This window comes from Alicyclobacillus macrosporangiidus CPP55 (assembly GCF_000702485.1).
GTDB lineage: Bacteria > Bacillota > Bacilli > Alicyclobacillales > Alicyclobacillaceae > Alicyclobacillus_H > Alicyclobacillus_H macrosporangiidus_B.
In genome coordinates, this window is record NZ_JNIL01000001.1 from 3,000,992 (window position 1) to 3,023,657 (window position 22,666).

Annotated in this window: 17 protein-coding genes and 1 pseudogene; 16 read left to right on the forward strand and 2 right to left on the reverse strand. The window is 65.8% G+C overall.

Annotation, left to right across the window (positions count from 1 at the left end):
- The first annotated feature begins 76 nt into the window (after positions 1–76).
- The 6 genes from uvrA to ltrA all read left to right on the forward strand — a co-directional run bounded on the left by uvrA (position 77) and on the right by ltrA (position 9,678).
- Positions 77–2,953, forward strand: a complete 2,877-nt coding sequence (uvrA, locus tag N687_RS0114950) for an excinuclease ABC subunit UvrA (RefSeq protein ID WP_029422623.1) — start codon at positions 77–79, stop codon at positions 2,951–2,953.
- The gene (locus N687_RS24865) at positions 2,950–4,131 is read left to right on the forward strand and encodes a PucR family transcriptional regulator (RefSeq protein WP_029422624.1); all 1,182 of its coding nucleotides are present in this window, start codon (positions 2,950–2,952) and stop codon (positions 4,129–4,131) included. Before uvrA ends, N687_RS24865 begins: the two co-directional genes overlap by 4 nt.
- Positions 4,132–4,246: 115 nt before the next feature.
- Positions 4,247–5,383 (forward strand): ABC transporter ATP-binding protein, encoded by a 1,137-nt coding sequence (locus N687_RS0114960; RefSeq protein WP_029422625.1) that lies wholly within the window; start codon positions 4,247–4,249, stop codon positions 5,381–5,383.
- Complete coding sequence (gene hprK / locus N687_RS0114965; protein ID WP_029422626.1) at positions 5,380–6,324, forward strand: HPr(Ser) kinase/phosphatase; 945 nt, start codon at positions 5,380–5,382, stop codon at positions 6,322–6,324. The genes N687_RS0114960 and hprK overlap by 4 nt, the downstream gene beginning before the upstream one ends.
- Positions 6,325–6,447: 123 nt before the next feature.
- A complete protein-coding gene (locus tag N687_RS22400; RefSeq protein WP_051663300.1) occupies positions 6,448–7,821 on the forward strand; it encodes a peptidoglycan DD-metalloendopeptidase family protein in 1,374 nt (457 codons plus the stop codon).
- Between the two features lie 453 nt (positions 7,822–8,274).
- Positions 8,275–9,678: a group II intron reverse transcriptase/maturase gene (ltrA, locus tag N687_RS0114975; protein WP_029420938.1), complete on the forward strand. Its 1,404-nt coding sequence runs from the start codon at positions 8,275–8,277 to the stop codon at positions 9,676–9,678.
- A gap of 240 nt (positions 9,679–9,918) precedes the next feature.
- Here ltrA and N687_RS0114980 read toward each other — a convergent pair whose 3' ends face one another.
- Both N687_RS0114980 and argS read right to left on the reverse strand, forming a co-directional pair.
- Positions 9,919–10,371, reverse strand: coding sequence for a hypothetical protein (locus N687_RS0114980; RefSeq protein ID WP_029422628.1), 453 nt, complete (start codon positions 10,369–10,371; stop codon positions 9,919–9,921).
- 9 nt (positions 10,372–10,380) lie between these two features.
- The gene (gene argS, locus N687_RS0114985; RefSeq protein WP_029422629.1) at positions 10,381–12,090 is read right to left on the reverse strand and encodes an arginine--tRNA ligase; all 1,710 of its coding nucleotides are present in this window, start codon (positions 12,088–12,090) and stop codon (positions 10,381–10,383) included.
- Between the two features lie 216 nt (positions 12,091–12,306).
- Between argS and N687_RS0114990 the strand changes: the two genes are divergently transcribed.
- The 10 genes and pseudogenes from N687_RS0114990 (at position 12,307) to N687_RS0115035 (ending at position 22,646) form a co-directional block, all read left to right on the forward strand.
- Complete coding sequence (locus tag N687_RS0114990; RefSeq protein ID WP_035462368.1) at positions 12,307–14,034, forward strand: tetratricopeptide repeat protein; 1,728 nt, start codon at positions 12,307–12,309, stop codon at positions 14,032–14,034.
- Between the two features lie 12 nt (positions 14,035–14,046).
- Entirely contained in the window at positions 14,047–15,948 is a 1,902-nt protein-coding gene (gene selB, locus N687_RS0114995; RefSeq protein ID WP_029422631.1) for a selenocysteine-specific translation elongation factor, read from the forward strand.
- 270 nt (positions 15,949–16,218) lie between these two features.
- On the forward strand, positions 16,219–16,746 hold the full coding sequence (locus tag N687_RS0115000; RefSeq protein ID WP_029422632.1) for an NUDIX domain-containing protein: 528 nt from the start codon (positions 16,219–16,221) through the stop codon (positions 16,744–16,746).
- The gene (locus N687_RS0115005) at positions 16,724–17,659 is read left to right on the forward strand and encodes an ROK family glucokinase (protein WP_029422633.1); all 936 of its coding nucleotides are present in this window, start codon (positions 16,724–16,726) and stop codon (positions 17,657–17,659) included. The genes N687_RS0115000 and N687_RS0115005 overlap by 23 nt, the downstream gene beginning before the upstream one ends.
- Positions 17,660–17,722: 63 nt before the next feature.
- Complete coding sequence (gene rapZ, locus N687_RS0115010; protein WP_029422634.1) at positions 17,723–18,589, forward strand: RNase adapter RapZ; 867 nt, start codon at positions 17,723–17,725, stop codon at positions 18,587–18,589.
- 3 nt (positions 18,590–18,592) lie between these two features.
- Positions 18,593–19,759: a gluconeogenesis factor YvcK family protein gene (locus N687_RS0115015; protein WP_081841443.1), complete on the forward strand. Its 1,167-nt coding sequence runs from the start codon at positions 18,593–18,595 to the stop codon at positions 19,757–19,759.
- A 5-nt stretch (positions 19,760–19,764) separates the two neighbouring features.
- A pseudogene (gene whiA / locus N687_RS21315) lies at positions 19,765–20,693 on the forward strand (DNA-binding protein WhiA).
- A 106-nt stretch (positions 20,694–20,799) separates the two neighbouring features.
- A complete protein-coding gene (locus N687_RS0115025) occupies positions 20,800–21,057 on the forward strand; it encodes an HPr family phosphocarrier protein (RefSeq protein WP_029422636.1) in 258 nt (85 codons plus the stop codon).
- Between the two features lie 188 nt (positions 21,058–21,245).
- Positions 21,246–21,746, forward strand: a complete 501-nt coding sequence (locus N687_RS0115030; protein WP_051663301.1) for a hypothetical protein — start codon at positions 21,246–21,248, stop codon at positions 21,744–21,746.
- 72 nt (positions 21,747–21,818) lie between these two features.
- Positions 21,819–22,646 (forward strand): formate/nitrite transporter family protein, encoded by an 828-nt coding sequence (locus tag N687_RS0115035; protein WP_081841444.1) that lies wholly within the window; start codon positions 21,819–21,821, stop codon positions 22,644–22,646.
- Positions 22,647–22,666 lie beyond the last annotated feature (20 nt).

Here is a 22,666-nt window from a genome sequence, read left to right on the forward strand (position 1 = left end):
GAAGCGGCTCTCGTCAGAGTCGAAGCGGAGCGGAGTGTCCGCTGGATCCGAGCCGAATCCGAAGAGGGGGAAATCGATGAGTCGGGACGCCATCGTGATCAAGGGCGCGCGCGCCCACAACTTGAAGAACATCGACGTAACCATCCCCCGCAACCAATTCGTCGTCCTGACGGGATTGAGCGGGTCCGGCAAGTCGTCGTTGGCCTTCGACACCATTTACGCGGAGGGGCAGCGCCGGTACGTGGAATCTCTGTCCGCGTACGCCCGGCAGTTCCTGGGGCAGATGGACAAGCCCGACGTCGACAGCATCGAAGGGCTGTCGCCGGCCATCTCCATCGACCAAAAGACGACCAGCCGCAACCCGCGCTCCACGGTGGGGACGGTGACGGAGATCTACGACTATCTCCGGCTCCTGTTCGCGCGCGTCGGACACCCGTACTGCCCGAAGTGCGGCATCCCGATCACTTCGCAGACGGTGGAGCAGATGGTGGATCGCGTGTTGGAGTACCCGGAGGGCACGCGTCTGCAGGTGCTGGCGCCGGTGGTTCGCGGACGGAAAGGCGAGCACCAGAAGCTGTTCGAGGACATCCGCAAGATGGGATACGTCCGGGTGCGGGTGGACGGCGAGGTGCGTGAGGTGGCCGAGCCCATCCCGCTGGAGAAGAACAAGAAGCACAACATCGAGGTGGTGGTGGACCGCATCATCGTCCGTCCGGACGTGTCGACCCGGTTGGCGGATTCCCTGGAGACGGCGCTCGGCCTGGCGGGCGGATTGGTGTTGATCGAGGTGATCGGCCGGGAGGAGCTGTTGTTCAGCCAGAACAACGCTTGCCCCAACTGCGGCTTCAGCGTCGGGGAGCTGGCGCCGCGGATGTTCTCGTTCAACAGCCCGTTCGGCGCATGCGAATCGTGCAGCGGCCTGGGGGTGCACATGGAGGTGGACCCGGACCTGGTGATCCCGGACCGCAGCGTGACCTTGGAGGAAGGGGCCATCGCGCCATGGCTCGGAACGACCTCGACGTACTATCCGCAGTTGTTGGCAGCGGCCTGCAAGTCCTTCGGCATCCCGATGGACGTTCCCGTGGCGGAGATCCCGGAGGAGCAGCTGCACCGCCTGTTGTACGGCGACGGGGCGCGCATCCGATTCACCTTCGAGAATGAATTCGGCCAGGTCAAGACCACGGAGATTCCGTACGAAGGCGTCATCCCGAACCTGGAGCGGCGGTATCGCGAGACGACGTCGGATTCCATCCGCGAATTCATCGAGGGCTTCATGACCTCGCACCCTTGCCCTGCGTGCAAAGGCCGGCGGCTCCGGCCGGAGAGCCTGGCGGTACGAGTGGGCGGGAAGAACATCGCCGAGGTGACGGAGCTGTCGGTGACGGAGGCGCTCGCGTTTTTCGGGAATCTGAAACTCAGCGAGAAGGAGTTCGCCATCGCCCGCCTGATCCTGCGGGAGATCGAGGCGCGGCTCGGCTTCCTGCGGGACGTGGGGCTGGAGTATCTCACGTTGGCCCGTTCGGCAGGGACCCTGTCGGGCGGGGAGGCGCAGCGGATCCGGCTCGCGACGCAGCTGGGCTCGAGTCTCACCGGGGTGCTGTACATCCTCGACGAGCCGAGCATCGGCCTGCACCAGCGGGACAACGAGCGGCTCATCCGGACGCTGGAGCACATGCGCGACTTGGGCAACACCCTGATTGTGGTGGAGCACGACGAAGACACGATGCTGGCGGCCGATTACATCATCGACATGGGCCCAGGGGCGGGCATGCACGGCGGCACGGTGGTCAGCGCCGGGACGCCGGAGGAGATCATGGCGGACGAGCGCTCGCTCACCGGACAATACTTGTCCGGGCGGCGGTTCATCCCGGTGCCGGAGAAGCGCCGCCAACCGGATGGACGCTTCCTGCGTGTCGTCGGTGCGACCGAGAACAACCTGAAGGGGATCACGGTGGACATCCCCATCGGCCTGTTCACGTGCGTGACCGGCGTGTCCGGCTCGGGCAAATCGACGTTGGTGAATGAGGTGGTGTACAAGACCCTGGCCCGCGACCTGAACCGGGCCCGCGTGCGGCCAGGCGCCTGCGAGGCCATCCTCGGGTTGGAGCACCTGGACAAGGTGGTGGATATCGATCAGTCCCCCATCGGCCGCACGCCGCGCTCGAACCCGGCCACGTACACGGGGGTGTTCGACGACATCCGCGATTTGTTCGCCAGCACCAACGAGGCAAAGATGCGCGGTTACCGGAAGGGCCGCTTCAGCTTCAACGTGCGCGGCGGCCGCTGTGAGGCCTGCCGCGGCGACGGCATCATCAAGATTGAGATGCATTTTCTGCCCGACGTGTACGTGCCGTGCGAGGTGTGCAAGGGCAAGCGGTATAACCGCGAGACCCTCGAGGTCAAGTACAAGGGCAAGAGCATCGCCGACGTGCTCGACATGACGGTGGACGACGCGCTTGAGTTCTTCGAGAACATCCCGCGCATCGCGCGCAAGCTGCAGACGCTGGCGGACGTGGGGCTCGGCTACATGAAGCTGGGCCAACCGGCGACCACCTTGTCGGGCGGGGAGGCGCAGCGCGTGAAACTGGCCTCCGAGCTGCACCGACGGAGCAACGGCCGCACGCTGTACATCCTGGATGAGCCGACCACCGGCCTGCACGTGGCGGACATCGAGAAGCTGCTGCTCGTGCTGCACCGGTTGGTCGACAACGGCGACACGGTGCTCGTCATCGAGCACAACCTGGACGTCATTAAGACAGCGGACCACCTGATTGACCTCGGTCCGGAGGGCGGCGCCGGCGGTGGCCAGGTGGTGGCCACCGGCACCCCAGAGGAGGTTGCGCGGGTGAAGAAGTCTCACACCGGGCGGTTCCTCGGGCCGATTCTCGAGCGCGATCGCGCCCGTGCGCGGGGGCGGCAGCCGGCGGCCGAGCCGGCCCGGCGCACGGTATGAAACCGGACGCCTGGTGGGAGACGCCGCTGCGCGCCTGGGCGCCGGTGCTCGGATACGAGTGGCGGTGGCATGGGATCGACGCGGAGGGCGGCACCTCTGGCCATGCCGGCGGTGGGGTCGGCCGAGTCCCTGGCGCACGGCCTCCCCGCCCGGTCGGCCAGTGGCGGCGCCAGGATGACGAGTGGCGGCTGTCGCTGGGATGGGCCGGGGAGGTGACCTTTCCCGGTTGGGCGGGTGATGCCGCGGCCCGCTCGGCCCTCGCGTTGACGCTGCGCCAAGCCCACGCCGCCCGGCGCCAGGCCTGGCGGGAGGCCGTCTGCACTTGGGCAGCTCGTGTATTGTACCGCGCGGCGCGCCAGGCAGGACCGGGATCAGCGCCCGAAGAGCGGCTGGAAACCGCGTCCGCAGCGGTAGACGGCCCACGGCCTGGAGCAGCCGATCCTGCGGTGCCCGACGCCTTGTTGTGGCCGGACGAGGAGATCCCGTTTCCGGCTTGTCTCGCTTGCCTGCGGATGGACGGGGACACGGGCCGGTCGGCCGCCCGGGACGTGTTGGCGGAGCTGGTGCGAGACCAGGTCATCGGTTGGGTCCCCGCGGATCCGGGATGGGCCGCACTGCTCCTGATCCCGCTGGACGGGCGGGCCACCAGGTCCGGGGCCGAAGAGGCACGGCGGTGGTTGCGCCAGCGCCTGAACAGCCTGCTCGACGTCCTCGCCGCCGACGCCTGGGTGTCGGCTCGGGTGGCGGCTGGTGCATGGATGGACGGGCCGCAGCATTGGCGTTGGGGAATGACCACGCTGGCCGCCTCGGTCGAGGTTCAGGACCGATGGAGACAGGCCCTGGTGTACACCTGGGGTGAAGACCCGGTCGGCCACCTCTTGCAGCAGGTGGGGGGCGCGGCCAGGTCGGCCTTTCTGGCGGCCGCTTCGCAGCGCGCCCCGGAGGGCGTCCTGTCCCTGAGCCGGGAGATGATGGAGACGCTCGAAGGCATGGTGTCGGCCAATCTGAACGTCAGCGAGGCGTCGCGGCTCCTGTATCTGCATCGGAACACCCTGATGAACCGCATCGAGCGGATCCGTCAGCAGACGGGATACGACGTACGCACTTTTCAGGATGCCCTGGTGTTGTGGCTGGCCAGCCGCCTCCAATCCTCTGCGCCGGATGCGCCGCGGCCCTGAACAACCTGCACAGGCGGCGGCCCAAGGCAGGTGCAGTCTGCACGTCCCGCGCAAGCGTCCGTCGTTGGTAGACTAGAATCAAAACATTGAAAGCGCTTTGTGGGGGGATGGCGGAGTGGCTCGCGTACAGCTGCAGCACGTGTGGAAGAAGTACAACAACGATTTCGTGGCGGTGAAAGACTTTAATCTGGACATCCAGGACAAGGAGTTCGTCGTATTCGTCGGTCCGTCCGGGTGCGGGAAGACGACGACGCTGCGGATGATCGCTGGTCTCGAGGACATCACCTCCGGCGACCTGTACATCGGGGACCGGCGGGTCAACGACGTCGCGCCGAAGGACCGCGACATCGCCATGGTGTTCCAGAACTACGCTCTGTATCCGCACATGACCGTGTATCAGAACATGGCCTTCGGCCTGAAGTTGCGCAAGATGCCAAAATCGGAGATCGATCAACGCGTCCGCGCGGCGGCGAAGATCCTCGACATCGAGCACCTGCTCGACCGGAAGCCGAAGGCGCTCTCCGGCGGCCAGCGGCAGCGGGTGGCCTTGGGGCGGGCGATCGTCCGCGAGCCGGCGGTGTTCTTGATGGACGAACCGCTGTCCAACCTGGACGCCAAGCTGCGGGTGCAGATGCGGGCTGAGATCCGGAAGCTGCACCAGCGCATCCAGACGACGGTGATCTACGTCACCCACGACCAGACGGAGGCCATGACCATGGGGGATCGCATCGTGGTCATGCGTGACGGTGTCATTCAACAGGAAGCCACGCCTCAGGAGGTGTACAATCACCCCAAGAATATGTTCGTCGCGGGCTTCATCGGATCGCCGGCCATGAACTTCATCCGTGGAGAGCTGGCAGAGGAGGGTGGCAGCATCTACTTCCGCACCACGGGTATCTCCATCCGCCTGCCGGAAGGCCGCTATGCGGCGCTGCGCCAGGCCGGGGTGGTCGGCGGACCGGTGGTGTTGGGGGTGCGTCCGGAAGACCTGCACTCCGATGAGCTGACCCTGGAGACGTACCCGGACGCGGTGGTCAACACGCGGGTCGAGGTCGTCGAACACATGGGGTCTGAGCTGTACCTGCATGTGGACGCCTCCGGGCAGCCGCTGGTTGCGCGCGTCAGCGCCCGTTACGACATGCATCCCGGCACCCCGCTGCGACTGGCGATGGACCTGAACAAGCTCCACATCTTCAATCAGGAGACCGAGGAGGCTGTGCCGTTCGCCGCAGAGCCGGCGACCGTAAAATGAGCAGACCACGCGCTGTACCTGTCCATGAATTGGTTCGCGGGCTCGGGCTGACGGTGTTCAACCCGGATGCCAATCTGAACCGCCCCATCACGACGGTCGACATCAACCGGCCGGGCTTGGCCCTGGCCGGTTACCTCCGCTATCACGCGGCCGAACGGATTCAATTGCTTGGCCGCACCGAACTGTCCTTCTTGCGCGGCATGGACAGCCGCGAACAGGCCCTCCGGGTGTTCGCGTTCTGCTCCTACGAACAGACGCCGTGCGTCGTGGTCACCCGCGGCGAGGCGCCGCCGGAGTCGCTGCTGCGGGAGGCGTCCGGCCGCGGGCTGCCCGTGTTGGGCACGACGCACGTGACCACTCGGGCGGCGTCCGTCATCTCGACCTTCTTGGAGGAGCGGCTGGCCCCGGAGACCTTGGTGCACGGGGTGCTGGTCGACGTATACGGGATCGGGATCCTCATCACCGGATCGAGCGGTATTGGCAAGAGTGAGACGGCGCTGGAGCTGATCAAGCGCGGCCACCGGCTGGTGGCGGACGACGCGGTGATCATCCGGCAGGTTTCGGACAACACGCTCGTCGGCAGCGCACCGGCGCTGTTGCAATACCTGCTCGAGATCCGCGGGCTCGGGGTGCTCAACGCGATGACCCTGTTCGGGGCGGGGGCGGTCCGCACCCACAAGAAGCTGGCGATGGTGGTCCACCTGGAGGCGTGGCGGGACGACGTGGCGTACGACCGCCTTGGCATCGACGAGCAGACGGTGCGCATCCTCGACACGGATCTGCCGTCGTTGACCATTCCGGTGCGGCCCGGCCGCAACCTGGCCGTGATCATTGAGGTGGCGGCGATGAACCACCGCTTGAAGCGCATCGGGTTCAACGCAGCGCAGCAGTTCTCGGAACAGCTGGCCGACGCGATTGAGGAGCAGATGGATCCCGATTGACGCCGATCTGCGGCGTTTTTTGGTGGACTTCGTGTCAAATTCGCGAACGAAGCAGGATTTTGGCGGTCTTTGTCGAATTCTCTCCCTCGGCCGAAGTGCAGGTCGACGGGGGAGGGGTAGTTTGTGAGGCTGACATCCGCCAGCCCGGTTGCGGGGTTGGCACCTGCCAGCGGACAGGCGAGTTGGAGACAGAAACTCGGTGCACAGGCGAAGGAACAGTGGTCGGAGTGGAAGGCGTACTGGAAGGATCAGTGGCAGCGGGTATCGCATCCCCGTCTGGCCTTGGCGTCGGCTGCGGGCGCGGCGCTGTTGCTCGGCGGTTCGTACGCGGCGTTGGCGCATATCGGGACTACCCAGGCGTGGGCGCGGGTATACACGGACGGGACGTATGTCGGCATGGTTCCCAATGAACCGGACACAACTCAGGCCATGCAGCGGATTGCCCTTGGGTACCATGTGGACGTACGTTTTGCCCCGGTCCATACACATGTCGCGGCAGGCTACGATTGGGAGACGGTGGCATCCATGCCGACCGATGCCGTGGCCATCGCCTTGAATGGGAGGCCGTTGGTGTATACCCGGACCGCGGAGGACGCGAATCAGGTCCTGGAGACGGTGCGCGCGGCGTTGACGCCGGCGAAGCTGCCGGCTGACGCCCATGCGCGCTTCGTCGGGGACGTCGCGGTGGTGCCGGTGGAGACCGCCATCTCCAACATCCTGTCTCCGGAGGCGGCGGCGGGCGTACTCTTGCACCGCGGCGGCAACCGGCTGTCGGGGCGCGGGGAGGAATCGTTGATCCAGGCGGTGGGCGCCGGGCGCGCAGGGGTAAAAGCACTGTCCGGGCCAGATGCGCCGGCCCCGTTGCTCCAGGTGGAGATCGAACAGGTGGTGACCAAGACCGTCACGCTGCCGTACACGACACGTTACGTCGATGACAATCAGATGGCCAAAGGCCAAGTCAAGGTCGTCACGCCGGGCAAACCAGGGGTGGCGAAGGAGCAGGTCCGCGACCGGTATGTCAACGGCCAACTGGTCAGCAGCGAGGTTGTCAGCAAGCAGGTGGTCCAAGAGCCGCAGCAGGCGGTGGCCAAGCGGGGGACGAACAGCGGCGTCGCCGACGGGAATTGGGTCTGGCCCTCGCCCTCTTACGTCATCACTTCGGGATTTGGGTACCGGAGGCTGGGCGGTGGTGAGTTTCACCCGGGCGTCGACATCGGCTGCCCGATCGGCACCCCTGTATACGCCACCAACAACGGCACGGTCGAGGATGCCGGCTGGAACAGCGGCGGTTACGGAATCTGGGTGAAGATCGACAACGGCAACGGGATCGAGACCGTGTTTGGCCATCTGTCGCGCACTGCCGTGCACGTGGGGCAGCGCGTCGCCAAGGGGCAGCTCATCGGCTACTCGGGTGCGACGGGCAACGTCACCGGCCCGCACTTGCACTACGAGGTGCGCATCGGCGGACGGGCGGTGAACCCGCTGCCGTATATGTGAGTGAGCGTGAGGCGGAGGTGACTTCGGGTCACCTCCGCTTCGTCTTGTACGCCCGGCATGGGCGGTCTCTATAGGGTGAAAGTCCCGAACGGGGGTTGGCGACATACCTACCGTTAGCCAAGAGCAAGGGTGTCCATCGTGAGGTGGAATCCGAAGGAAGCTGGAGACAAACTCTCGACCCGAGGTACACGAACCGCATCTGAGGCTGTCACAGTTGGATGAGTTGACAAGGCACAACGAAGTCCGAAGTCGCCAAGGGTTGTGGCAGTAAATGCGGCGGGTGCATGAGAGGAAAGGGGCCGTTCTTATCCGGGGAGGCCTGTCCGGTACGCCGGCAGAGCCGGTAACCGCCGTCGAGAGGCGGCGCTGAACGGACAGGAGTCAGCAGAGGCCATAGTACGTAGGCGAGCGCTCGCCCGCGGAAGGGCCGAACATGAAACGAGGATGGACTACATGCGTTCATGCGACGAGCGACGACAGCAGAATACCCCGCAAGGGGCCTCCGCCCGGAGAGTAGCGGTGAAGCCGCGAGAGGCCGAGATTGGAGGGCCGAGTTCGTCGTTGGCACAAGTGCAGACCCCATCCTGCGAAGAGGGTGACTCCCTGCTGGAGAAGATGCTGGAGCGGGAGAACCTGCTCTTGGCGCTTCGTCGAGTTGAGGCGAACAAGGGGGCGCCAGGGGTGGATGGCGTGACGGTAACACAACTACGGTCGTACATCCAGACCCACTGGGCTGACATCCGTCAGCAGCTGTTGGCGGGGACCTACAAACCGCAGCCCGTCAGGCGGGTCGAAATTCCGAAACCCGGAGGTGGGGTGCGGGGACTGGGAATCCCCACCGTGATCGACCGATTCATCCAGCAGGCGCTACTCCAGGTGCTGAACCCGATTTTCGACCCGGAGTTCTCCGACAACAGTTTCGGATTCCGGCCGGGGCGGAGCGCCCATGATGCGGTGCGCAGGGCACAGCAATACATTCAACAGGGTTACCGGTGGGCAGTGGACCTGGATCTGGCGAAGTTCTTCGACCGAGTGAACCACGACAAGCTCATGGCGCGTGTGGCACGGAAGGTCAAGGACAAGCGGGTGCTCAAGCTCATCCGGGCTTACCTGAACGCAGGCATCATGGCGGACGGGGTGGTCGTACGCAACGAGGAAGGGACACCGCAAGGCGGCCCCCTCAGCCCACTGCTCGCCAACATCATGCTGGACGACTTCGACAAGGAGCTGAAGAAGCGAGGACATCGGTTTGTCCGCTATGCGGACGACTGCAATGTCTACGTGAAGTCGCGCAGGGCGGGCGAGCGAGTGATGGCGTCACTGACCAGATACCTGGAGGGGACACTGAAACTGCAGGTCAACCAGGAGAAGAGTGCGGTAGACCGGCCGTGGAAACTGAAGTTCCTCGGATTCAGCTTTCTGCCCGACAAGCTGGCCACGATACGCCTGGCACCGAAGACGCTCGAACGGTTCAAAGAGCGGGTGCGCCAGATCACCAGCCGCTCACGAAGCATGCCCATCGCGGAGCGCATCAGACAATTGAACGCGTACATCATGGGATGGGTGGCGTACTACCGGCTGGCGGAGATGAAGCGGCACTGCGAACGGTTCGACGAATGGATCCGGCGCAGGCTGCGGATGTGCATTTGGAAGCAATGGAAACGGGTGCGCACGCGGTATCGGGAGCTACGCGCGTTGGGGCAACCGGAATGGGTGGTGCACATGACAGCCAATTCACGGCGAGGGCCGTGGTTCATGGCGAGGATGCTGAACCAGGCCATGGACAAAACGTACTTCGAACAACTGGGACTGCGCAGTCTTCAGGCGAGATACCTTACACTTCGTGGTGTTTCATGAACCGCCGTATGCGGACCCGCACGTACGGTGGTGTGAGAGGACGGGGGCTAGGCGCCCCCTCCTACTCGATTGTACCGGCTGGCGGGCTCGGAGTCCGTACCGCATTGCCCAAACTGCTCCAGAATATGGATGGCATCAGCCAGATCAGACAACGCCCCGTCCTTGTCGTGCAAGTGCCAACGCGAAATCGCACGCATTCCATAGCACTCTCCGAGAATTACAGGTTCGTCGGAGTAATCCTCAATGGATTGTGTGAGAAGCTCCTCGATTGATCAAGGCGATGACCAGGTTGAGCAGGAGCGTGGCATTCGATGTGCCGGCACCGCACAAATGCGTGCGGATATCGATCGCGCGGCTCATGTCGGATATGGCCGCTTCGACCCCCTCAACAACCTTCATCGCCAAGGCCCGATTGTGGTAACAATCAGCGAGCCATGCCTGATACACGGGCTCATCCATTTTCGCGAGCAGCTCAATGGCTTGGCCATAACTGTCCAAGGCCTGAAGATACTCCGCTTGCTCATCGTGCTGTTTCGCATCGCACCCGTACGCCTCGGCCAGTTGGACGCGTACATCGGACGGTCCCACGGATTTCAACGACTCGATGCTTTGTTTGTCGAGGGGTTGTTGCAGGCAGGTTGCGGGGCGGTACGGAGCACGAGTGGCAGTGGCGCAGGCACTCGTGCTCCACATTCATCCGTCCTACATCGCCTCCGGCGCCTCGAGGCCGAGGAGATACAGGCCGTGGGCCAGCACCCGCCGGGTGGCGTCCGTCAGGGCGAGGCGGAAGGCGCGCAGGTCGTCCTTCGCCCCGAGGATGGGGGCGTCGTGGTAGAACCGGTTGAAGGCGTGGCACACGTCGAGGACGTGGCGGGCGATGACCGAGGGATCGAACCCGTCGACGGCCCGCTCCAGGCACTCGTTGGACTGGGCCAGCTGGTGCACCAGGTGCCACTCGCTGTCCGCCAACGCCTCGTCTGCCAACACCGGCGGGGAACCCACCGGAACACCCTCGGCTTCCGCCCGGCGCAGGACGCTGCAGGCGCGGGCGTGCGTGTACTGGACGTACGGCCCCGTCTCGCCGTCGAAGTTGAGGACGTCCTCCCAGCGGAAATCCACGTCGTGCAGGCGGTTGTTCTTGAGATCGTTGAACACCACCGCCCCGATGCCGACCGCCTCCGCTACCCGGTCTTTGTCCGGGAGGCCCGGGTTTTTCTCCTCGATGATGGCCCGCGCCTCCTGCACGGCGCGCTCCAAAACCTCCTCCAGGTACACCACTTTGCCGCGGCGGGTGGAGAGGCGCTCGCCGTTGTACTTCATCATGCCAAACGCGATGTGGTGGCAGCGTGCCGCCCAGTCGCGGCCCATCAGCTCGAGGACCTTGAACACCTGTGCGAAGTGCAGTTTCTGCTCCGCGCCGACCACGTAGATGAGGTCGGTGGCCCCGAGCACATCGTGCCGGTACAGGGCCGCCGCCAGGTCGCGTGTGGCGTAGATGGTGGCTCCGTCCGACTTGCGGATGATGCAGGGGGGCATGTTCCAGGCGGACAGATCGACCACCTCGGCGCCCCCGCTCTCGGTGAGCAGCCCGCGCTGGCGCAGCTCTTCGACGACGGCGTCCATTTTGTCGTTGTAGAAGCTCTCGCCGAGGAAATGGTCAAATCGCACGCCGAGCCGCCGGTACGTCTGCTCGAACGCCTTCAGGCTTTCGGCGATGAACCACTTCCACAGGCGCGTGGCCTCCTCGTCGCCGTCCTCCAGGCGCTTGAACCAGGCCCGCGCTTCGTCCTCCAGCTCCGGCTTGTCCTTTGCCTCCTCGTGGAAACGCACGTACAGCCGGAACAGTTCCTTGACCGGGTCGCGGCGCACCGTCTCCTCGTCGCCCCACTTCAGGTAGGCGACGATGTTCTTCCCGAACTGGGTCCCCCAGTCGCCCAGGTGGTTAATGCCGATGACCTCGAACCCGTCCGCCGCGAGCAGGCGGCAGATGGATTGGCCGATCATCGTCGACCGCAGATGGCCGACGCCGAAGGGCTTCGCGATGTTCGGCGACGAGTAGTCGACCGCCGCCCGCCTGCCTGTGTGGCGGCGGCGCGAGAAGAGGGCCGCGACGTCGCGCTGGGCCTGATCGATCACGCCGGCGGCCACAGGCCCGCGCCGTAGCGTCACGTTGACATACCCGCCCGCCACGTCCACCCGCGCGAACAGGCTCGACTGCCGCAACACCTCCGCCGCATCGGCCGCGATGGCCTGCGGGGCCTTGCGCAGCGTCTTCGCGAAGCGGAAGCAGGGCAACGCCAGATCGCCCAACTTCGGGTCGGGCGGGTATTCTATCGCCGTCCACACGTCGTCTGCCGCGACGCCGAGCCTGTCTGCCACCAGGCCGGCGATGCTCTGTTTTTGCTCGTACATGGCTTCACCTCGACAATTGCAATACCAGGTCCGAATTCAATTATTATAGCACGCGGGCGGAGTCGGGTGAACTTCATCCCCTGCACCCCGCTGTGATATACTTTCAGTACCTTTGCTGGATGTGGGGCATGCCGCTTCGCTCCTGCGCGAAAGCGAGCCGCTTCGCGGCACGCCTCACATCCTCGGATGGCGAGTGAAGGTGAGGGAGGTGCTCACATGGATCGAAATACCCAGACGGGCTCGCGTGGTGCACGCCCGGGCAACGTCATCCCATTGCGCCAGGACGCGGCGTTTTTCTTCGAACGCGGGGTCCGCTACCTGGAGCGCAATGATCTCCGGCGCGCACTCAAGGCGTTCCGTCGGACCGTCGAGGTGGAGCCGGACAATCCGGTCAACTACTGCAACCTGGCGGGCGTCCTGTCCGAACTCGGCGATTTCGAGGCGTCCAACGAGGTGCTGCTGCACGTCTTGCAGAACTTGGACCCATCCATGGCCGAGTGCCAATTTTACCTCGCCAACAACTACGCCAACATGGGGGATTACGAAACCGCGGAGGAGTACGTGCTTCGCTATCTCGACGCCGATCCCGACGGCGAGTACGCGCAGGAAGCGGTGGAGATGCTCGACATCCTGATGGACGAATTCGGCGGCGGCAAGGCGTACGCCCGCTGGCAGGCGGAACAGCGGCGCAAGGAGCGGGCCAGCGCGAAACGAGATGGCCGGCATCTGCTCGAAGAGGGACAGTTCGAGGCCGCCGTGGAGTGGTTGGAGCGGGTCACCCAGCAGGACCCGGGCAACACCGCGGCGCTGAACAACCTGTCACTCGCCTACTACTACACCGGCCAGTACGACCAGGCCGTCACCTTGGCGGAGCGCGTGCTCGCGGAGCATCCGAACAACGTGCACGCCCTCTGCAACCTGACCGTGTTCTGCGCGCATCTCGGCCCGCGCGATCGATATGAAGCGTGCTTGGCCAAACTGCGCAAACTGTTTCCGATGCATTACGACCACGCGGCCAAAGTGGGGACCACCCTCGGCTTGGTGGGCGATCACCGCGCTGCGTTCGAGGTGTTCGCCAAATTGGTGAAGTTGGCGGGGGACGCGGATCCAGCCATGATCCACGCGCTCGCCGCGGCCGCGGCCAACTGCGGCCAATACGGCGTCGCCAGGCGCTGGTGGCGGGTGCTCAGCCAACGGTCGGGCATGGCGGAGGTGGCAGAGCACTATCTCAAGGCCCTCGATCGCGCCGAACGCAGCGGACAACGCTTCATGCGCGTCAGCTATCAGTACGAACTGCCGATTGAGGCGCAGTTCGCGAAGATGAAAGCTCGCCTCGAGTCGGGGGACCTGGCGGCTTGGCGGCAGGATCCGCTGCTCCGCGCCTCCCTGTACTGGGGATTGCGGCACGGGGCGGCCGACACCCAGCGGGCGGTCATCCGCATCCTGGCCATCATCGCCGATCAGGACGCGGAGAAGGCGCTGCGCGCCTATCTGCGCCGCCAGGATATCGCACCGCCTCAGCAGGCCGCCGCGCTGCACGCCCTGCAGCGGATGGGCGCGCGCGGACGGGTGGAGTTGTGGCGGGATGGAGAATGGGTATCGCTGCGGATGAGCGAGGTCCCCAAGGACGTGATCCTCGCGGTCGATCCGGTTTGGCGCCAGGTTCTCGATCGGGTGACCGAATGGCTGCGCGATCACCGCAAGGCGCGGTACGTGGCGGAGGCACGTCGAGTCTGGGTCGGGTATCTGCGGCACGCGTTCCAACGCACGGACCGGGCTGTGGGCAAGCCGGAGGTGTGGATGGCCGCGCTGCTGTACGCGGTGTTGAAACGGCACAACGAACCGGTGCGCCAAAAGGACGTGGCCCAGTGGTTCCACGTCTCGGTGTCCGCTTTGAGCAAGGCGGCGGGAAAGTTAAGCTGTTACTTTGTGACGATGCCGTGAGGAGGATGCGAGGTGGGCCGGTTTGCCATCGTGGGCACGGCAGGGCACATCGACCACGGAAAGACCGCGCTGGTCGAAGCGCTCACCGGCAAGAACACGGACCGCCTCAAGGAGGAACGGGAGCGGGGCATCTCCATCGACATCGACTTCGCTCCGCTGTACTTCCCCGACGGCATCGGGATCGGCATGGTGGACGTTCCCGGGCATGAGCGGTTCGTGCGCAACATGGTCGCGGGTGCCGCCGGCGTCGACGCGGCCTTGTTGGTGATTGACGTCAACGAAGGGGTCAAACCCCAGACGCGCGAGCACGTGGCCATCCTGGAGATGCTGGGCGTACGGCACGGCATCATTGCGCTGAGCAAGGCGGACCTGGCTGACCCGGAGTGGCTGGAGATGGCGCCCGGCCTGATCCGGGAGGAGCTCTCCGACACCGTCTTCGCGGAGGCGCCCATGGTGTTGACGAGCACGCGCACCGGCCAGGGCGTTTCCGACCTCAAGCGGATGTTGCACGACTTGGCGGCGGCACTGCCCGGCCGGGACGTGTCGGGCGCTTTTCGGCTGCCGGTCGACAAGGTGTTTACCATCCCCGGCCACGGTACGGTGGTCAGTGGCACCGTGTGGCGCGGCGCCGTCAAGCCGGGGGATGTGCTGGACCTGTTGCCGGGGCGGAGACCGGTGCGCGTCCGCGGCGTCCAGGTCCATGGGCGTCCGGTGGCGGCGGCGGCCGCAGGTCAGCGAGCGGCTTTGAACTTGACGGGGATCGATCGGGACGCGGTGGGGCGCGGCCACACGGTGGCGGCCCCCGGCACCTTGTGCACCTCAAAGTTGATGGACGTGACCCTTGAGGTGCTGCGGGACTACGCGCGCGGCTTGCGCCACCGGGATCGGGTACATGTGCACCTGGGCACGGCGGAGGCCGTCGGCCGGGTGCTGCTGCTCGACGCCGACGAGGTGGCGGCGGGCGGGCGTGCGCTGGCGCAGATTCTATTGGACATGCCGTTGGTGTGCGAGACCGGCGACGCCTTCGTCCTGCGAAGCTATTCACCGGTGGTCACGCTCGGCGGCGGCCGTGTGCTGGACCCGGCGCCAACCCGGCTGCACCGGCGAAAGCGGGCCCATATCCTGCAGATGCTGCAGGCGCGCGCCGATGCCACGCCGCGCGAGCGGCTGGCGGCCCTGGGCCAGGATTTGCGGCTGCTCACCGTGGGGTGGGTGGCGACGGCGCTGGGGGTCACCGATGCGGAGGCGGCGTCGATGCTCGAGGATCTCACGGCGGAAGGGCGCTTCCTCCGGCTGCCCTCGGGCTGGATGGGCGCACAGGCCGTCGAAGCCGTCCTGGCTGCACTGGACGACCGTCTGCAGGCGGTCCACCGCAAGCACCGGTTCATGGAGTGGGTGCCGCGAGGCGAGGTGAGCGGGCTCGGTCTGGCGGAGGGACTGAGCGGCCGAGACGTGGAGTGGCTGCTGCAGGAGGGCGAACGGCGTGGCTGGTGGACTGTGCAGGGCCCAAGCATCCGGCGGCGCGGCCACCAGGTGGTGCTGAGCGAGGAGGAGGCGGCGATCCACGCCGGTCTGTTGGCTGCCCTGGCGGAGGCGGGGATCGCTGGCGCCAACGAGGCCGATCTCGTTCGGCGGTTTCCCAAGCGGGATCGGGTGGCGGCGCAGTTGCTCCGCTATGCCGAGGCGCGCCAGGAAGCGGTGGAGCTGGAACCCGGGCTGTGGCTGGGCGGGAACGTGTACCGGGAGGCGGTCGAGCGGTTGCGCGACCTGTACCGGGAACGCGGCCCGTTCACAGTGGGACAGGCGCGGGATCTGCTCGGGTGCGGCCGCCGAATGGCCGTGGCCCTTCTGGAACACCTGGATGCGCGCGGCCAGACCCGCCGCGACGGGGACAGCCGGGTGTTCCTAGGTTGAGGGGCAGGCGCGAATGTCACACGATTTTAACCCGGGTGTAACACAAATGAAACACCCGGGTTGTATGATGAAGATGCATCACATTTGACCCCCTTTTCAATATACACTCGCTTCCGGCGCCGGACTGGCGCCAACTTTTTTTATCCTCCCGGGAATGGTATGCTACCGGTGGAGCCGGCCGGATACACCGGCGGGCGTGAGGGCTTGTCCTCTTCCATCACGCGGCCGTCCGGGATGTCACCGGACACGGTTGCGGCGAGGTGACCTGTCGTGCTCATCATCGTGAATTGCTTCGCGCAGATCGGCGGCAGGGTGGTCATGCTCCAGAAACCACGCCGAGGCTGGTGGGTGCTGCCGGGCGGCAAGGTGGAGCCGTTCGAGGCTTGGCCGGATGCAGCGCGCCGGGAGATGTGGGAGGAGGCCGGGCTGCGGGTGGACGGGTTGAGACTGCGCGCTGTGCACTTACTGCGCGAGCTGGGCCCGGACGGGGAGCAGCATCGCCTGATCGCCCAATTTTCGGCCGATCGCGCAGAGGGGCGGTTGCGGGAGGCCTGCAAGGAGGGCACGCTCGCGCTGATCCCCCCGGAGGACCTGGCCCATCTGCCCATGGACGAGGGCGACCGGGTGATGATCCAGCACACCCTGTGGGCGTGCCGGAGTGGAGCGGAAACGGTGTTTTTCGGAAACTTCACATACACAGCCGATCGGGACCTGTTGGATTGGCGCATGCAGCCGGATGTACAGGGGAGCGCCATCCCGGTGGAGGGGAGGCGCGATGAAGATGTGGTTCGGCGTTGACATCGGGGGCACCAGCGTGAAGACGGCCATCATCGATGACACGGGCCGGCTGGTGGCCCAGCAGGCCATTCCCACGGAGGCCGCGCGAGGCCCTGAAGACCTGTGCCTGCGCCTGCGCGACACCCTGCGCAGGATGGCGGAGGCCGGCGGGATCGACCCGAGGGCCATTCGCGGTGCCGGCGTGGGGGTCCCGGCTTTTCTCGACCTGGCGCACGGCGTCGTGGTCGAGGCCATCAACCTGGGGTGGCGCGAGGTGCCGCTGGCGGAACTGTTGGCGGACGTGCTCGACATGCCGGTGTCGGTGGACAACGACGCGAACCTGGCGGCGCTCGGGGAGGCCTGGGCCGGCGCTGGTGCCGGGGCGGACACGGTGCTGTGCACCACCGTCGGCACGGGCGTCGGCGGCGGCGTGGTGATCGGCGGCCGGCTGCACCACGGAGCCAACGGGATGGCCGGCGAGATCGGTCACATGCGCGTGGTGCGCGAGGGCGGGCTGCCGTGCAATTGCGGTCAGACCGGCTGCTTGGAGACAGTGGCCTCGGCGACGGCCATTGTTCGGGAGGCGCGGGACCGCCAGGAGGCGGGCCTGCTGCCGCCGGACGAACGGATTGAAGGGGCGGAGGACGTGGCGAGGCTGGCCCGCGATCACGAGGCGGCCCGGTGGGTCCTGGAGACGGCCGGCCGCTGGCTGGGGTTTGGCCTGGCGCAGGCGGCAGTCGTGCTCAATCCGGACGTCATCGTGATCGGCGGGGGCGTCTCGAAAGCGGGCGATCTGCTGCTTCAGCCGGTGCAAGCTGCGTTCACGGAATACGCCCAGCGCTTGGTGGCCGAGGCCACTTCGCTCCGCCTGGCGAAACTGGGCAATGGCGCCGGGGTGGTCGGTGCCGCCCGCCTGGCGATGCAGCGCGCCTGAACAGGGGCCTGGTTCCCCAGTGGGGACCGTATCGGCCCGCGAAGCAAGGGGGGGGGAAGGGGCGTGAAGGAGCCGATTCGCGTCATCGTCATCACGGGCATGTCGGGCGCGGGAAAGACGGTGGCCATGCAGGCCTTGGAAGACTTCGGCTTCTTCTGCGTCGACAACCTGCCGCCCGCCCTGATCCCGAAATTCGTCGAATTGGTGGGCCAGGCCAGCGGTCAGGTGCGCCGTGTGGCGCTGGCCTGTGACCTGCGCGGCGGTGAGCTGTTCCAACCGTTCACCGATACGGTCCGGCAGCTGCGGGCCAATCCGGATGTGCGGCTGACCGTGCTCTTTCTGGACGCGGACGACGCGACGCTGGTGCGCCGGTTCAAGGAGACCCGCCGCCGCCATCCTCTCGTCGACGGGGCGCGGCTGCTGGACGGCATCCAGGCGGAGCGGCGCGCGTTAGAACAGGTCCGGCGCGAGGCCGACCAGGTGATCGACACGACGCACTGGAAACCGGCGCAACTCAAACGCGAGATGGCGCGCCTGTTCGCGGACCCGAGACGGGTGCTCCCCGTCCACATCATCTCGTTCGGCTTCAAGTACGGCATCCCCATCGACGCGGATCTGGTGTTCGACGTCCGCTTCCTGCCCAATCCGCATTACATCGAATCCTTGCGCCCGTACACCGGTGAAGACGCACCGGTGTACGAGTACGTTATGGAACAGCCGGCGACCAAGGAGTTTGTCAGCCGCTTGGAGGACATGGTCGATTTCCTGATCCCCCAGTTCACCAAGGAAGGCAAGAGCCACCTGGTCATCGGCATCGGCTGCACGGGCGGCAAACACCGCTCGGTGGCCATCAGCAGGCATCTGTACGAACACATCCGGGATCGCACGGATGCGCATCTGACTCACCGCGACTGCGGCCGGGAGGGCTGAACGGTGCGGCACTGGTGGTTGTGGGCGTGGACCATCGGCTGTTTCGGCTGCGGCATGCTCGCCGGCGCCCTGGTCATCGTCCGCTGGAGCGGACAGGCGTTGGCCTTGGCGGCTGTGGTGCTCGCCATCGCGGTGCTCCTGCTGGCGTACGGGTGGTGGCGGGAGCTGCGCGCCGCCCGGCGGCGGTTGGAAGAACAGCGGCGGCGGCCGCGCATCGTCGCCATCGGCGGCGGCACGGGCCTGTCGGTGGTGCTGCGGGGGTTGAAGGAGTTCGACGTGGACTTGACGGCGGTGGTCACCGTCGCGGACGACGGCGGCAGTTCGGGCCGCCTGCGCACCGATTTGGCGATCCCGCCGCCGGGCGACATCCGCAACTGCCTGGTCGCCATGGCGGACACGGAGCCTCTGTTGGAGCGCCTCCTGCAGTTTCGCTTTCCCGCGGGTGAAGGGCTCGCGGGCCACAGTTTCGGCAACCTCTTCCTCGCGGCGATGACGCACATCATGGGCGACTTCGTGTCGGCGATCCGGGAAACCAGCCGTGTGCTGGCGGTCCGGGGTCGGGTGTTGCCGGCGGTCCGCGAGGACGTGGTGCTGCGGGCCGTGTTGACCGACGGGACCGTGATCGAGGGGGAGTCCAACATCCCGCGGGCAGGCGGGCGGATTGAACGGGTGGAGCTGGTGCCATTTGATCCCGAACCGCTGCCGGAAGTGATATCGGCCATCCGGGATGCGGACGCGATCGTCATTGGACCGGGAAGTCTGTACACCAGTGTGTTGCCGAACCTCCTGGTCCCTGGGCTGGCGGAGGCCGTGGCGGCCAGCCGCGCCAAGAAGATTTACGTGTGCAACGTCATGACCCAGCCGGGAGAGACGGACGGCTACACGGCGTCCCAGCACGTCGACGTGATCTACCGCCACATCGGCCGGCGGCTGTTCGATTACATCATCGTCAACGCGGCCTCGCTGCCGCCGGAAGCGCTCGAGAAGTACCAGGCACAGGGGGCGTATCCGGTGCTGGTGGACATCGAGGCGCTGTACCGGCAGGGGCTGCGGGTGATTGCGCGCAACTTCGTCCACTTCGCCACCTACGCCCGGCACGACAGCCGGTTGATTGCGGAGCAGATTGTGAGCCTCATCGGCTATGAGCGGCTGAACGCCGCCCGGGGGTGAGACCGTTGTCATTCGCGGCCCAGACAAAGAAGGAGCTGACTTTGATCCAGGAAGCGCCGTGCTGCAGGCGCGCGGAGCTGCAGGCGATGGTGCTGCTCAACGGCACCGGCAGCCTGGGCGACGGCCGCGTGGGTCTGACCGTGCAGACGGAGAACGTGGCGACCGCCCGGCGCATCTACACCCTGCTGCGGGAGCTGTTTGACCTGCACCCCGAGGTGTTGGTGCGGAAAAAGATGCGGCTCAAGAAGAATAACGTCTATGCGGTACGGGTACCGAACGGCGCGGAGGCGGTGTGGACGAGCCTCGGGCTGGCGCCCGGCGACTCCGGGGGTTCAGCCTGGCTGAGCTGGGACGGCCGCGCGCCTGTTGCCGCCGGGCCTTTTTGCGGGGGGCGTTCTTGGCCGCGGGATCGGTCAACGATCCGGGCAGCCCCTCCTATCATCTGGAGATCAGCTGTCAGACGCCCGAGCAGGCGAACGTCATCCGGCGGCGGATGAACGAGTACGGGCTGCACGCCAAAGTCATCGCCCGCAAGCGGGGATATGTGGTCTATCTCAAGGAAGGCGAGAAGATCGTCGAGTTTCTCAGCGTCATCGGTGCCCATCAGGCGTTGCTGAAGTTCGAGGACGTACGCATCATGAAGGGGATGCGCAACCAGGTCAACCGCCTGGTCAACTGCGAGACGGCCAACATGAACAAGACCATCACGGCCGCTGTCCGCCAACTCGACGCGATCCGCCTGATCGACGAGCGGATGGGATTGGAGCATCTGCCCGACAAACTCCGCGAGGCCGCTCAGCTTCGGCTCCAGTATCCGGAGACGAACCTGCAGGAGCTGGCGCAGCGGATGGGCCATCGGGTCACAAAGTCTGGCCTCAATCACCGCTTCCGCAAGTTGCAGGAGATCGCGGACCGGCTACGGGCCGGGGAGTGACGCGCCCGGTATTGGACCGTGGGGGCTGACATGGTATACTTTCCCCAACCAGGGTGGTGTCCACGGGGGGCTGCCCCGGGACCGCGGCGGAGAGGAGGCGCTTTCAATGGTGGAGCGGAAGACGGTGGTTCGGCTGCGCACAGGTCTGTTGGCGCGTCCGGCCGCCCTGTTTGTGCAAGAGGCCAATCGGTTCTCCAGCGAGATCTACGTCGAGAAGGACGGCAAGTCGGTCAACGCCAAGAGCATCATGGGCATCATGTCGCTGGCCATCGCCAACGGACAAGAGATTGTCATCAAGGCGGAAGGATCGGACGCGGAACAGGCCGTCGAGAAGCTGTGTGAGATGATCTCCAAGGAGACTTGACGACGCCCGCCCCTGGGAAGGGGGGCGCGCATGGAAATTCCGGGGCCCGATAGGCGCGGTGGCGCGCCTTGCGGGGCCGTGTATCTCGACCCGCCCGGGGCCTGGGTACAGGCCGCCGGGCGGGTTCTTTGTCCGGCGGACGTTTCATACCTCTGTACTGAGAGGATGGCCGAGGGGGGGCGTCCGCCGTGAGCAGCCGTTTTCGCCCGCGCACCCGGGCCCGCCCGCGCCGGGGGTGGCTTGTGCTCGCCGCGCTGGGCGCGGCGGCCCTGTTTGAACTGTATCGGATCCTTCTGCCGTTGACCTCTGCCAATCCGCTCTATCACGAGGTGACCATCGGCGAGCCGGTGATTGACGAGTGGCGGTACGGAGGGCAGGACGAAGAGGGTTACCTGAAGTTCTACAACGGCGGGCAGACCGTCCTGTTGCCGCCGACCGAACGATTGTTTGACGCGGACGGGAGGTTCGTGGTGATTGAGGGGCACACCCCGAGTTCTCTGACGTACGCCAGACCTGTGGCCGCCGTGCCATTGTCGTGGATCGCGGCGGGCCTAGGGGCATTGGCGTTGCCGGGCTTGTGGATCTGGCTCAGGCTGCGTACGCGCCGCAAGCGCCTGCGCGTTCGCAGGCCGAAGCGTCTGCGCACGCGTATCCAGTCTCGGAACAGATTGCCAACCCGACGGCTGTGATCTATATTACAGATGGCGCCAATCTTCATATTTATTTAAAATTTGGTTCTGATTCTTGGGGAGGTAGATGCAATGGCGGCCGCAAACTTTTTGTCCCCGGCCGAAATCGCGCGTCTGGCGGCTCAGGCGGGGGAAGAGAAGACCAAGTATGGGATCGGCAAACTGTTGGTGCTCGGTTTTCTCGCTGGCGCGTTCATCGCTTTGGGGGCGCTTTTCGACATCCGGGTGACAGCCGGGCTCCCGGACCAGTGGGGGACGTTGAAGTCGCTGATCGGCGGGGCGGTGTTCCCGATTGGCCTGATGTTCGTCGTGATCGCGGGCGGCGAACTGTTGACGGGCAACATGATGACGGTGCCCATGGCGTTGCATGAGCGGCGCATCGGCATTGGCGGCCTGGCGTACAACTGGCTCTGGGTGACCATCGGCAACCTCGTCGGATCGTTGTTCGTGGCGTACGGGTTTGGGGTGTTGGCCAAGATGCTCACGGCCGCGCCGTACAACAAGGCCACCATCGCCATCGCCGTCTCCAAGGCCAGTCTCCCGTTCTTCGCCACCATCATGTCGGCCATCGGATGCAACTGGTTGGTGTGCTTGGCGGTGTGGTTGGCGCTCGGCGCACGGGACATCATCGGCAAGATCTTCGGCATCTGGTTCCCCATCATGGGATTTGTCGCCATCGGTTTTCAGCACGTGGTCGCCAACATGTTCTTCCTGCCCGCCGGAATCTTCGTGGGCGCCAATGTGACGTGGGGGCAGACCATCGTGGAGTGGATCGGCGCATTCATCGGCAACGCCATTGGCGGTTGGTTGTTCGTCGCGACGGCCTATTGGTACACCCTGCTGCGGGTACCGGCCAACCCGGTCTCCGTGCAGACGGCGGCTGAGTCGAGCCGCACCTGAGCCCGCGAAGACGGGAGAGG